Annotated in this window: 10 protein-coding genes; 4 read left to right on the plus strand and 6 right to left on the minus strand. The window is 33.5% G+C overall.

Going from position 1 to position 13052, the window contains the following annotated elements; all coding sequences use genetic code 11:
- Nucleotides 1-14 precede the first annotated feature (14 nt).
- Complete coding sequence (locus tag Q1B37_RS17810; protein ID WP_299608274.1) at nt 15-425, minus strand: DUF4293 domain-containing protein; 411 nt, start codon at nt 423-425, stop codon at nt 15-17.
- Nucleotides 426-627: 202 nt separating this feature from the next.
- Between Q1B37_RS17810 and rho the strand changes: the two genes are divergently transcribed.
- The 3 genes from rho (at nt 628) to Q1B37_RS17825 (ending at nt 5213) form a co-directional block, all read left to right on the plus strand.
- Nucleotides 628-2310 carry a transcription termination factor Rho gene (gene rho, locus Q1B37_RS17815; RefSeq protein ID WP_299900840.1) on the plus strand — a complete coding sequence of 561 codons (1683 nt, stop codon included), beginning with the start codon at nt 628-630 and terminating at the stop codon, nt 2308-2310.
- A gap of 163 nt (nt 2311-2473) precedes the next feature.
- The gene (gene msrA / locus Q1B37_RS17820; RefSeq protein ID WP_299900842.1) at nt 2474-3142 is read left to right on the plus strand and encodes a peptide-methionine (S)-S-oxide reductase MsrA; all 669 of its coding nucleotides are present in this window, start codon (nt 2474-2476) and stop codon (nt 3140-3142) included.
- A gap of 898 nt (nt 3143-4040) precedes the next feature.
- Nucleotides 4041-5213 (plus strand): SH3 domain-containing protein, encoded by a 1173-nt coding sequence (locus Q1B37_RS17825; protein WP_299900845.1) that lies wholly within the window; start codon nt 4041-4043, stop codon nt 5211-5213.
- A gap of 250 nt (nt 5214-5463) precedes the next feature.
- Here Q1B37_RS17825 and Q1B37_RS17830 read toward each other — a convergent pair whose 3' ends face one another.
- The 5 genes from Q1B37_RS17830 to Q1B37_RS17850 all read right to left on the minus strand — a co-directional run bounded on the left by Q1B37_RS17830 (nt 5464) and on the right by Q1B37_RS17850 (nt 12388).
- Complete coding sequence (locus Q1B37_RS17830; RefSeq protein ID WP_299608283.1) at nt 5464-6342, minus strand: bifunctional 5,10-methylenetetrahydrofolate dehydrogenase/5,10-methenyltetrahydrofolate cyclohydrolase; 879 nt, start codon at nt 6340-6342, stop codon at nt 5464-5466.
- 46 nt (nt 6343-6388) lie between these two features.
- A complete protein-coding gene (gene ffh, locus Q1B37_RS17835) occupies nt 6389-7717 on the minus strand; it encodes a signal recognition particle protein (RefSeq protein WP_299608285.1) in 1329 nt (442 codons plus the stop codon).
- 213 nt (nt 7718-7930) lie between these two features.
- Entirely contained in the window at nt 7931-10114 is a 2184-nt protein-coding gene (locus Q1B37_RS17840; RefSeq protein ID WP_299900847.1) for a fasciclin domain-containing protein, read from the minus strand.
- 143 nt (nt 10115-10257) lie between these two features.
- Nucleotides 10258-11607 (minus strand): fasciclin domain-containing protein, encoded by a 1350-nt coding sequence (locus tag Q1B37_RS17845; RefSeq protein WP_299900849.1) that lies wholly within the window; start codon nt 11605-11607, stop codon nt 10258-10260.
- A 133-nt stretch (nt 11608-11740) separates the two neighbouring features.
- Complete coding sequence (locus Q1B37_RS17850; protein ID WP_299900853.1) at nt 11741-12388, minus strand: hypothetical protein; 648 nt, start codon at nt 12386-12388, stop codon at nt 11741-11743.
- A gap of 118 nt (nt 12389-12506) precedes the next feature.
- Between Q1B37_RS17850 and Q1B37_RS17855 the strand changes: the two genes are divergently transcribed.
- Nucleotides 12507-13022: a sigma-70 family RNA polymerase sigma factor gene (locus Q1B37_RS17855; protein ID WP_299608294.1), complete on the plus strand. Its 516-nt coding sequence runs from the start codon at nt 12507-12509 to the stop codon at nt 13020-13022.
- Nucleotides 13023-13052: the final 30 nt, after the last annotated feature.

The following is a 13052-nucleotide window of genomic DNA, read 5'->3' on the forward strand; positions in this document are numbered from 1 at the left end:
CTAAGATTTTAGGTTTATCGTAATCGGTCTACTGATTTTACGAGATTTTCATCCTTTTTAATAGCCTTATTGGCTACCACTAATAAAACGATAGAAATAATAGGAAGTAACATCCCAATACCTTTCTCTGAAACCAATGTTTCTCCAGATAATGTTAGCGACCAATAAACAAATACTCCTAGTAAAATAAAGTTTAATAAGATATTGATTCGCCCCAAAACAAATTGAAGCTGTCTATTTTTAAACAAAAAAATACTCACCACTGCTAAAACCGCAGATCCAGCAAACATTCCTAACACCAAAAGATTATCTTTTGCTAATAATTCATTTTTATCTTGATCAAATCCGTAAGGTACTAATGTAGAAACTACACTAGCTATTAACGCTACTAATAGTAAGTATATGGATTGAATTCGTTGTATCATTACCCCTTCTTCTTTTGGAAAAGCAAAAATAAGAGTTTCTTTTTATAAATATGTGTAAAAAATCAAAAATAAAGTCGTATACTTGCATCACAAATGATGTAACCCATTCTTAATTAGGTTACTTACCTTCTTAATAAAATTTTCCTAGAATTCTTCTTTAGAAAATTTAACACCAGAACCTTAAATTATATAACAAACTTAAATGTTAGAGATTTCTGAATTAAAAGCGAAAAAGCTTCCTGAGCTACAGGAAATTGCGAAAAGTTTAAATGTACCTAAATTTCGCAGCATGAAAAAATTAGACTTGGTATATCAAATATTAGATTACCAAGCGGCGAACCCTAATAAGGTAAAAGAGGTCATTACAGAAGATACTTCGGCTAAAACTGAAAAAGCTAAACCAAAACCTGCTGCGCGTCAAAAAAGACCACGCACAAAAAAAGCTCAAGCACCGAATACAGCTACTGCAAAAGAAGCAACAGGCGCTCAGGAAAAAAGCACTACTCCTAAAAAAGAAGCAAGAGACACAAATCAAAGCAACAAACAACCTGTTGTAAACAAAAAACCTCAGAAAAAGCAAGAGGACAAAAAACAAGAGGATAAAAAGGAAGAGCGAAAAGAAGAAAGAAAGGACAATAGAAACAGGAATAACGATAAATCCCAGAACAAAAACCGTAATAATAACAACAATAATAAAAAAGAAAATAACGGAAACAGGGATAATGGAAATAGAGATAACAGAAATCGCTATAAAGAACCCGATTATGAATTTGATGCAATTATTCAAAGTGAAGGAGTTCTGGACATCATGCAAGATGGATATGGTTTTTTAAGATCTAGTGATTACAACTACCTTTCTTCTCCTGATGATATTTACGTATCTCAATCTCAAATAAGACTTTTTGGATTAAAAACAGGAGATACCGTTTTAGGACAAGTAAGACCTCCAAAAGAAGGAGAAAAATATTTTCCTTTAATAAAAGTAAATAAAATCAATGGACTTGACCCGCAGGTAGTAAGAGACAGAGTATCTTTTGAACACCTTACTCCTCTTTTCCCTCAGGAGAAATTCAAAATTGCAGAGAAGCAAAGTACTATCTCTACAAGAATTATGGATTTATTCTCACCTATCGGAAAAGGACAACGTGGTATGATTGTATCACAACCCAAAACAGGTAAAACCATGTTACTAAAGGATGTTGCTAATGCAATCGCAGCAAATCACCCTGAAGTGTATCAAATGATATTACTGATTGATGAGCGCCCAGAGGAAGTAACAGACATGCAAAGAAATGTAAGAGGAGAAGTAATAGCCTCTACTTTTGATAAAGAAGCTCATGAACATGTTAAAATTGCCAATATCGTTCTAGAAAAAGCTAAAAGACTAGTAGAATGCGGCCATGATGTTGTCATATTATTAGACTCTATTACACGTCTGGCAAGAGCATACAACACAGTACAACCAGCTTCTGGTAAAATTCTAAGTGGTGGTGTAGATGCTAATGCTTTGCACAAACCAAAACGATTCTTTGGAGCTGCCAGAAATATTGAGAATGGAGGATCATTAACAATCATTGCCACAGCTTTAACCGAAACCGGATCTAAAATGGATGAAGTTATTTTTGAAGAATTCAAAGGTACTGGTAATATGGAATTACAATTAGATCGTAAAATATCTAATAGAAGAATATTCCCTGCGATTGACCTCACCTCTTCTAGCACACGTCGAGATGATATCTTATTAGACGAAAGCACAATTCAAAGAATGTGGGTAATGAGAAAATATTTAGCAGACATGAATCCTGTTGAAGCGATGGAATTCATTAATGAGCGATTTAAACAAACTAGAAATAACGACGAATTTTTAATATCCATGAATGGGTAAAAAATTCAATAAAACTTAAACAAAGAAGGCTATCGATATGATAGCCTTCTTTATTTACAACTTCTTTAAGACCTCATTACTCAGAATCTAATTAATTTTGCTAAAAGTGCATCCTGAAAGGTTTCTTTCAAAACTCAGACTACTAATGGCAAAAACTATTATCATGAAGACATTATTATATAGTACTATTACTATTTCAATTCTACTGTTTGGCTGCCAAGGAACTAGTCAAACCAAAAACAACGTAGCAAACGTAGAAACACAAAATATAACACCTGTTCAAGTTGAACCGATAAATGGATTGGAGCGAGCTTATTTTGCAAGTGGATGTTTTTGGTGTGTTGAAGCAATTTATGAAAGTGTAATTGGCGTAGAAGAGGTTATTTCTGGGTATTCCGGAGGACATACAGAAAACCCGACATATGAATCAAGTAATACAGGACGGACCGGTCATGCAGAAGCTGTTGAAGTACTATACAACCCTAAAATAGTTCCGTTTTCCACCTTAGTAGATGTATATTTTGGATCACAAAATGTAACCCAAATAAACGGTCAAGGTCCTGATAGAGGATCCCAATATCGATCCATTATATTTTATCAAAATGATACGCAAAAGGAAATTATTACAAAAAAGAAGGAGTTTTTAAGCAAAAGTATCAATAGAAAAATTGCTGCAGAAATCATGCCTTTTCAAAAATTTTGGAAAGCAGAAGAATACCATCAGGATTATGAAAAAAGAAACCCTTACAACAGGTATATTCAAAATATTTCTGTGCCTAGATTAAAACGTTTTCAGAAAAAATTCCCTGAATTAATAAAGAATACTCACTAAGCATATTCTAGTTGCATAACAACAAATTCTTCTGAATAAAAATCAAATTCTCACTAAAATCGTACATACAAAAAACCGTCAGCAATTTCTGACCATAGATAAATATGGCTAAAAATTATGCCAAATAAATTCCAAAATACCCCCAAGGTAAAACCATAATAGATAAAATGAAACACCACTTTTCAAGAATTCAAAAACAATTTTCGATTTTATAAAAACGAATAGTAGAAAAAATATAACTGTTTAATTATCAAAACAATAAATCTAATAAAAGTAAAATTCAATCTACTCAAATTTAAAAAAAAGCTATGCAAGCATAATTAATTATGTTAAAATATTGTGAAAATTCAAGTTTTTAACTTCATTCACATCTTCGAAAAAACCTAAAAAATATTATCACGAACTAACAAAAAACACGAACCGACTTCAAGCCCAATAAAATCAATATAAATCAGATGTAATACACAAAAAAATCGTTGAAAAACACAAATTGAATAAAAAAAAAGTAAAACTTTATGTAAATAAAGTGAAAACTAGTTGCGTTTTTCAGATTAATAACTTACTTTTGTTTATAGTTTAATAGTTTTCATTTCAGGTGATTAATTAACAAGTTTAAACTTACACTATAAAAAAACACGTGTAAATCGCTTAAAATCAGAAACTTACAAACTAAAACGTTCTTTAAAATTGGAAATATTTTTAACGAAACAATAAATCGTTAACAATTTCTAAATGTCAAAAAAATAAGTTTGGCATCTTTTTTGAGAACGCATTTTTGAACATGAATTTGAATAAATTTTATAATATTATAGAGTAAACCCGAAAAAAAGCAATACAAAGATTATAGACCCTAATCTGCTTTATTTTTGAATTTTAATTATGTAAACACAGAAAGATTATGAAATCAATTTTTACATTTATTTTGTTATTGGTGATGACTTCTTCGACTTTCGCTCAGATAAAGTCATTAGACCGCTATTTAATGTCTACTGCAAAGTTAGAGTTAAGAACTGGACCTGGAGCGAATTTTGATATTATCGGTGAGATACCACAAGGAACTCAAGTATACGTTATTAGTTCTGGATATGGTGATTGGAGTACTGTACAATATAAGAATGGTAATGGATTCGTACTTACCAAGTTATTAGCAGAAGATAATAGTATTGCTGAAGCTGAGAGAGCTGCTAAAGCTGCAGAAGCTAAGAAAAGAGCTGCTAAAGCTGCTGCTGAAAAAGCAATTAGAGATGCTGAAGCTGCTAAAATAGCTGCTGCTGAAGCTGCTAGAAAAGCTATTGCAGAAGCTGAAAGATTACAAAGATTAGCAGAACAGGAAGCAACAGCCGCTGCCGCTGCCGCTGCTGCCGCTAATAAAAATAAGAGTGTGGCTGAGCAAAGAAGACTTGCAGAATTAGCTGAAACTCAGAAAGCATTAGAAGAAGCAAACAAAAGAACTCTTGGTTCTACTGAAACTGCTTATACACCTATAGAATCAAAAACATCTTCTAATGGAAGCAATGCAAGTTCTTCTAATAGAGCTGCCGCTGCTCCATCTAAAGCAGTAAGAGAAAATAAATTCTCAAGCTGGGAAAAGAAAACATACAAATCTGGAGCAACACCAAAATCCTTTAACTTTAAAGGTAAGTTCGAGTATAAGTTGGACAACTACCTTAAAATAGAAGTTGGTAAAAATACAGATGTTGTTGTAAAACTTGTGAAAATGGGTAAAACAGCAAAAGACGATGAAACAATCAGAATTGTATATATCAATAGTAATCAAACACAATACATAAGAAATATTCCTGAAGGTGAGTACTACTGTGTTATTGCTTATGGAAAAGATTGGAGAGAAGATCCAAATGCTCCTAAAGGAAGAGGACAAGGACAATTTACAAAGAACCCTCTATACGAAAAAGGTCAGGATATCTTAGATTACAATACGATCAAAACTCCTGAAGGAATGAATGTACCTTCATATAGTTTATCTCTTGACTTATTACCAAATGGAACACTTTATGGTGATAACGCAGAAGATCAAGACAACATTGACGCAAGCGCGTTCGGAAAATATTAAAAAACACACATAATTATAATTTATTATCACCAATAATAAATGTAAAAATAAAAGAGGTGCCATTTTTATGGCACCTCTTTTATTTTCCTTTCTGCTTAGTTCTCTACTCTACAAACTGGATTAAATAACAACTTTCTATATCAACCTAATAAGCCGCATAAAAAAGCTCTAGTTCAATCAAACTAGAGCTTTTTTATATGTAATGATGTTTCTATTTAATTAAATATACACCTAAACAATAAAAAGAAACTTATTTTCTATGTCTTTCTCTTGCTAACAAAGTGTTCTTAAGTAACATGGCTATTGTCATAGGTCCTACACCACCGGGAACAGGTGTAATATAAGAAGCTTTCTTACTTACATTTTCATAATCCACATCACCTACAATTCTATACCCCTTTTCTCTAGAATCATCCGCAACTCTGGTAATACCCACATCAATAATAACAGCATCATCTTTAACCATTTCTGCTTTTAAAAAGTTAGGAACCCCTAAAGCGGAGATCACAATATCAGCTTGAGAAATAATCTGAGTAATATTTTTTGTGTGGCTATGAGTAAGCGTAACTGTTGAATTACCAGGCCAACCTTTTCTACCCATTAAAATACTCATGGGTCTACCGACGATATGACTTCTTCCAATTACAACGGTATGCTTTCCTTTGGTATCTACATTATAACGTTCTAATAGCTCTAATATACCAAACGGTGTCGCTGGTATAAAAGTTGACATATCTAACGCCATTTTCCCAAAATTCATTGGATGAAAACCATCTACATCCTTATCAGGATCTACTGCCAAAAGCACTTTTTGCGTGTCTATCTGAGGAGGTAATGGTAATTGAACTATAAATCCGTCGATATCTGAGTTCTCATTTAACTCTTTAATCTTTGCTAGTAATTCTACCTCACTTGTAGTACTTGGCATTTTAACTAAAGTAGACTCAAATCCGATTTTTTCACAAGCTCTTACCTTGCTTCCTACATAAGTTAAACTCGCCCCATCGTTTCCAACCAAAACAGCTGCTAAATGTGGAACTTTTTCGCCGCGATCTTTCATCTTTTGAACTTCAGCAGCAATTTCGTTTTTTATATCGTTACTTATTTTTTTTCCGTCTAAAACTTCCATAGTAAGCCCCTACTCTATATTTAAAATTATTAATTGATTATAAAAGTTACCTCATCTTACCCATCATTTGCATCATACGCTTTCCGCCGCCGCCTTGCATCATCTTCATCATTTTACTCATTTGATCAAACTGTTTAAGTAGTTGATTTACCTGCTGAACTGAGGTTCCTGAACCTTTTCCAATACGTTTTTTTCTACTCGCATTAATAATTTGAGGTTTTGTGCGCTCTTCAGGTGTCATGGAATGAATAATTGCTTCAATATGCTTAAATGCATCATCATCTATATCTACATTCTTCATCATTTTACCAGCTCCAGGAATCATCCCCACAAGATCTTTCATATTTCCCATCTTCTTTACTTGCTGGATTTGTTTTAAGAAATCATCGAAACCGAATTGATTTTTTGCAATTTTCTTTTGTAGCTTTCTTGCTTCCTCTTCATCAAATTGCTCCTGCGCTCTTTCCACTAAAGAAACTACATCTCCCATCCCCAGTATACGATCCGCCATTCTGGAAGGATAGAACACATCGATAGCTTCCATCTTCTCACCAGTACCAATAAATTTTATCGGTTTATTTACAACAGATTTAATAGAAATAGCTGCTCCACCTCTGGTATCTCCATCAAGCTTCGTAAGGATTACTCCGTCAAAGTTCAATAAATCATTAAATGCTTTCGCAGTATTAACAGCATCCTGCCCAGTCATGGAATCTACTACAAATAATGTTTCATTTGGAGTAACGGCTTTATGAATATTTGCAATCTCGGTCATCATCACCTCATCTACAGCTAAACGACCTGCAGTATCAATTATAACTACATTAAATCCATTAGCTTTTGCATGAGCAACACCTGCTTTTGCAATAGCAACTGGATCAGAGTTACCTCTATCACTAAAAACCTCTACATTAATTTGTTCACCAACAACATGCAACTGGTCTATCGCTGCTGGTCTATAAACATCACAAGCCACTAAAAGTGGTTTCTTAGTTTTTTTATTCTTTAAATAATTCGCTAGCTTTCCAGAAAATGTTGTTTTACCAGAACCCTGTAAACCTGACATTAAGATGACAGAAGGATTTCCTGAGAGATTAACTCCAGCTACATCACCACCCATTAATTCAGTTAACTCATCTTTTACAAGTTTAACCATTAATTGACCAGGCTTAAGCGATTTAAGCACGTTTTGACCTAATGCTTTTTCCTTTACGGTTGCTGTAAAATCTTTAGCAATTTTATAATTAACATCAGCATCTACCAATGCTCTACGTACTTCTTTAAGTGTCTCAGCAACATTTACTTCAGTAATCTGACCGTGACCTTTTAAAATATGTAACGCTTTATCTAACTTATCACTTAAATTATCAAACATATACTTTATTCTGATTTTTCAACATCTACTTTTTTAGCAGAATGGTGCAAATTTAATGATTTGAAGTGTATTTATAAAGAATGGTTAAGATAGAATTCTACATCATCCTGCAATTAACATTAAAAAAAGAAAAAGCTATTAGAAAGACATTAAAAATTCTTTCTAATAGCTCTTCAGACAATTATTTATGGCTAACTCAAATGTCTATTTCTTTTAGTGCAATGCTGATGGAATTAAAACTTCATTAATTACATGTACAATTCCATTTGAAGCTTCTATATCTTCCAATAACACTTTAATGGACTCATTTAAAAACACCTCACCGTCGATCATTTCTATAGTTACTTCTTCTCCTTGTACGGTAGTTACAGTTTGACCAGCCAATAAGTCTTGGGCAGTAAACTTACCTGCTGCAACATGATATAACAAAACTTCTGTAAGAGCTTCTCCACTTGGAATCGCTTCTAAAGCAGCAAATGCATCATTAGTTGGAGCAAATACAGTAAAAGGTCCGTCTCCATTTAACGTATCAACAAGATCAGCTGCTTGTAATGCACCCACTAAAGTAGAAAGTTCTGGTGTACCTACAGCTATCTCTACAATTGATTGTAAATCAGCAGGAGGTAGTAAAACCCCATCTATAACATGAACAATACCATTAGAAGCTTCAACATCTGCAATTACAACTTTAATAGACCCATTTAAAAATACTTCTCCATCTATCATTTCTATAGTCACCTCATCTCCTTGCACTGTTGTAACTGTCTGACCAGCAATCAAATCTTCTGCCGTAAACTTACCTGCTGCAGCATGATACAAAAGAACCTCTGTAAGAGCTTCTCCACTTGGAATCGCTTCTAAAGCAGCAAATGCATCATTGGTCGGTGCAAATACTGTGAAAGGACCATCTCCATTTAACGTATCAACAAGATCAGCCGCTTGTAATGCACTTACTAGCGTTGATAACTCTGGTGTGGCTACAGCTATCTCTACGATTGATTGTAAATCAACAGGAGGTAGTAAAACCCCATCTATAACATGAACAATACCATTAGAAGCTTCAATATCTGCAATTATGACTTTAATAGCGCCATTTAGAAACACTTCTCCATCTATCATTTCTATAGTTACCTCATCTCCTTGCACTGTTGTAACCGTCTGACCAGCTATTAAATCTTCTGCCGTAAACTTACCTGCTGCAACATGATATAAAAGAACTTCTGTAAGAGCTTCTCCACTAGGAATCGATTCTAAAGCAGCAAATGCATCATTGGTCGGTGCAAATACTGTGAAAGGTCCGTCTCCATTCAAAGTATCAACAAGGTCAGCCGCTTGCAAAGCACCCACTAAAGTTGATAACTCTGGAGTGGCTACAGCAATCTCTACAATACTTGATAGTGGTTGAAATGATGGCGGTATCAATACTGCATCTATAACCTGAATTACTCCATTAGATCCTCCGATGTTTGCAGAAAGTAATTTTACGGTATCATTAATTACTATTTCATTATTATCATCTAGACTAACTTTTATATTTTCTCCTTGCAATGTCTCAATCATTTCCTGTGCCAATAACTGTGGGGTATTTAATCTCCCACTCGCTACATGATATAACAGTACTTGTTTTAAAACTTCTAATTCTGGAACTTCATCCAATGCAGCAAACGCTTCATCGGTTGGAGCGAAAACAGTGAACGGACCTTCTCCTGTCAGAGGCGCTACTAAATCAGTAGCTTGTAATGCTCCTACTAAAGAGGTGAATCTACCATCCTCAACAATTAACTCCACTATTGTTTTATCAGGGAAAATTGTTTTAATTAATTCCGCACTCCATTCTCCTCTACCAATACCATTACCAAAAATTCTAAATCCTCCTTCTAAGTTCCCTTCTTCATCTACTCTACCAATTCCAAAAATTAAATTCCTTCCAGGTGGATTTATGATTAGATAAACAATACCATCACTTATAATAGCTCCTCTAGTTCGTGCTCTTGAGCCATCTGGTAATACCAAGTTCCCTCTAACAATGGTAAAACTAGCATGATATAAAGTAAAATTTAAACGAAGTTCACCTTCAATATTAGTTCCTGCTCCAGCCCCGCTATTGATTGATGCAGAAAAATCATATACTCTTCTTTCTCTACTAATATCAAATAAAGAATTTTTAGACAAACCAAAAGCTTCTTCTTCGTTTTCAGGCTCTAGTAACTCCCCATCAATTATATTTTGGGTCATTTCTTCTATTTCATCAAAGCTGATGATGTTTGATTCTTCAAATTCAATCAAACTTGGATCTGATTCATTTAACTGTTCATTATCTGTTTTACAAGAGATAAAAACATTGATTACGAAAAGGCACAACAAGGGTACCGATAATCTTTTGATTAACGTTTTCATAGGTTTTAATTTAAATTAGTTAATATTAAAATGAGTGTGTAAAAAAAGGGCATTGAGTCATGAACTAATGGAAAGATCAATCTCTAAATGCCCTTTGTAAGGGTAATATCTATCTTGGGGTAGTAATTCGTTTAGCTACTTTCTTATAATCCTGGCAATAACACTTGGTCAATTACATGGATCACACCATTCGCAGCTTGTACATCTACTACTATAATATTGCTTGCAGAAGTATTACCGGCTCCTGTTACACTAGGAGCAGTTGCATCAATAGTAACATCTCCGTTTAGCGTAGTTACCGGACCACTTATCAATTGACTTGATCGCACATTATTTTCACCAACTACGTGATAATTCAAAATATTCGTTAACATCGTTTCATTTGTTGGGATCGTTATTGCTGCAAACGCATCATTAGTCGGAGCGAATACGGTGAAAGGAGCCGGAGCTGTACCATTATCAGTACTGAGTACTGAAACAAAATCTGTAGAAGGTGTTAATGTAGTTAAAGCCTCAACAAGAGTAGAAAAAGTTGCATCTGCTGTTGCAAATGTTACTACAGTAGGCAAAGTAATTACCGATCCAACTTTATGTATAACCCCATTGGAAGCTACTATATCTGCTTGAGTTACTGTAGAAATTCCGTTAAAAGATACTCCATTATCGGTATTAATATAAATACTTAGATTATCCATAGAATCACCGAAAGTAGCTAAGGTGTTACCGTAGCTTGTAGTAAGTGAAGAAGAAATATTTGTTCCCGCTATCACATGATTTAATAAAATTTGCTCGATAGTAGCCGCTGGAACACCAGAAATATCACCTAAAGCAGTAAACGCATCGTTATCTGGAGCCAATAATGTTAAATTACTATCTGCTCCACTAAGAACAGCTCCAAAGTCTGTTAAAAACCCAGTGGTAGTTGTTGCAACTGTAGCTAAGGTTGAAAAATTACTATCAGCTCCTACAAATGTAAGCATAGTAGGTAGAGGAATAACTTTATCTACTGCATGAATAATACCATTGTCGGTCATTATATCAGCAGTTGTTACCGTAACATCACCATTAATAACTACTCCGCTGGATGTATTGATATACATACTAAGATTAGCACTACTATTGGACTCTGTTGCTAGATTACTCACATAGCCTGTAGAGAGACTAGAAGATGGAGCTCTAACATCTAAAACGTGATTTAATAGAATTTGTTCTAAAGTTTCAACTGGTACGTCTTCTAAAGCTGCTCCGTCTAAGAATTCAGTAAATGCTGCATTGTTTGGTGCAAATACTGTAAAATCTCCATTGCTATTTAACGTAACATCCAGATTTGTTCTTTCTAAAGCTGCAAATAAAGAACTATAATCCGCATTGTCCGCAACGAAATCCGCGATGGTCATTGAAACAGGGATAAAAGTGGTATCATCATCGTCACTACAAGCAACGATCGAAATTAAGCATAATGCAAAAAAAGCCTTTTTGAAGTAATTTTTCATGTTATTGGTTTTTATTTTTAATTATTTGTTCGATGATGAAACAACTTGATTTCTAAAATTGCTACCTCAAAATATGATTTTAGCACTTTTTTAACTTTTTGTTTAACTTTTTAGTTAAAAAATTAAACATTTTTTATCCATCATTTTCTTCACATGATTGTTCAAACGCCTCAATACCAGAAAGTAAATCGGTATTATGTGCTACCTCTAAAAATTCTCCATTACTAAGAAGCAATTGAATAGGATAGTTAATAGATACTACGGTATTATCATTCAAACTTCCCATAAATCCAAACACTTCAGCATCATGAAACACTTCTGTCGTCCCTAATATATTACTACCAGAATCAAATGTTGCAAACACAAAAGGATATACAAAATCAACACACTCAATATCCTCATCTTGTATTTCACAAGTATTCGCTAATGCATTTAAATCATTTTTATTTTCTATAGTTTCAACTACATGATTAGCTGTTGTAATTTTAATCGGAAATTGGATTTCTATATCATCTGAACTACTAAATTGATTATAATCCTCGATGGAATCGATTATCGTTGGCTGAGTATTAAGTATTATAGTATAAGGTAGGTTAATACTAAAACAATTTCCTCCATCTACGACGTCATCATATGAACCATCATGTGTAACAATATTTCTCATAAGACCTGCAAGTCGAGAATTCTGAGGAATAGTATTATCAATAGTTGGATCTATAATCTCTTGTTCTTCTTCCTGACAGGAAATTAATACTAACCCGCAACCAAACAAGATTGTCAAAAAACATTTTCTTAAAACACACATACTCTTTTCTTCTTTACATTTAACTAGTATAACAATTTCAAAGATGAAATTCCCACCAACTTTATATTTTTTTTACATTTGAAAAAAAATCAAAATGCCTAAATCCCTATTTAAGGATATTTGTGAGGAACGATTGTTTTCTGAACTTTTCACAAAACATTCTAAAAATCTTCATGATTTCATTTATTTCAAATACGGTTCGCAAGTCAATCCAAAAGATCAAGTTCAAGAAGCTTTTATGAAACTTTGGGATAACTGTGGTAATGTTACTGTAGACAAAGCCAAAAGCTTTTTATTTACTGTAGCTAATAATCTCACATTAAATCAGATAAAACATGACAAAGTAAAATTAAAATATAAATTATCTGAAAAAAAAGATCGCACCAATGAAAGTCCTGAATTCATTTTGGAAGAGAAAGAATACCTTTTAAAATATCAAAACGCTCTTTCTAATCTTACAGAAGCACAACGTGTTGCTTTTTTAATGAACAGAGTTGAGGGTAAAAAGCATAAAGAAATTGCTGAACTTTTAGGAATATCTAGAAAAGCCGTAGAAAAAAGAATTTATACTGCACTAGAAAAACTAAGAACAGAAATAGAGGGAATTTAAAAAAATTAAAAAGCAGGTAGGAATTTAGAC

Source organism: uncultured Aquimarina sp. (assembly GCF_947492965.1).
GTDB lineage: Bacteria > Bacteroidota > Bacteroidia > Flavobacteriales > Flavobacteriaceae > Aquimarina.

Coding starts and splice junctions, on each gene's coding strand:
- ffh (WP_299608285.1), bottom strand. CDS start 7,717: ATGTTTGATAATTTAAGTGATAAGTTAGATAAAGCGTTACATATTTTA.
- Q1B37_RS17810 (WP_299608274.1), bottom strand. CDS start 425: ATGATACAACGAATTCAATCCATATACTTACTATTAGTAGCGTTAATA.
- Q1B37_RS17855 (WP_299608294.1), top strand. CDS start 12,507: ATGCCTAAATCCCTATTTAAGGATATTTGTGAGGAACGATTGTTTTCT.
- Q1B37_RS17825 (WP_299900845.1), top strand. CDS start 4,041: ATGAAATCAATTTTTACATTTATTTTGTTATTGGTGATGACTTCTTCG.
- rho (WP_299900840.1), top strand. CDS start 628: ATGTTAGAGATTTCTGAATTAAAAGCGAAAAAGCTTCCTGAGCTACAG.
- msrA (WP_299900842.1), top strand. CDS start 2,474: ATGAAGACATTATTATATAGTACTATTACTATTTCAATTCTACTGTTT.
- Q1B37_RS17830 (WP_299608283.1), bottom strand. CDS start 6,342: ATGGAAGTTTTAGACGGAAAAAAAATAAGTAACGATATAAAAAACGAA.
- Q1B37_RS17845 (WP_299900849.1), bottom strand. CDS start 11,607: ATGAAAAATTACTTCAAAAAGGCTTTTTTTGCATTATGCTTAATTTCG.
- Q1B37_RS17840 (WP_299900847.1), bottom strand. CDS start 10,114: ATGAAAACGTTAATCAAAAGATTATCGGTACCCTTGTTGTGCCTTTTC.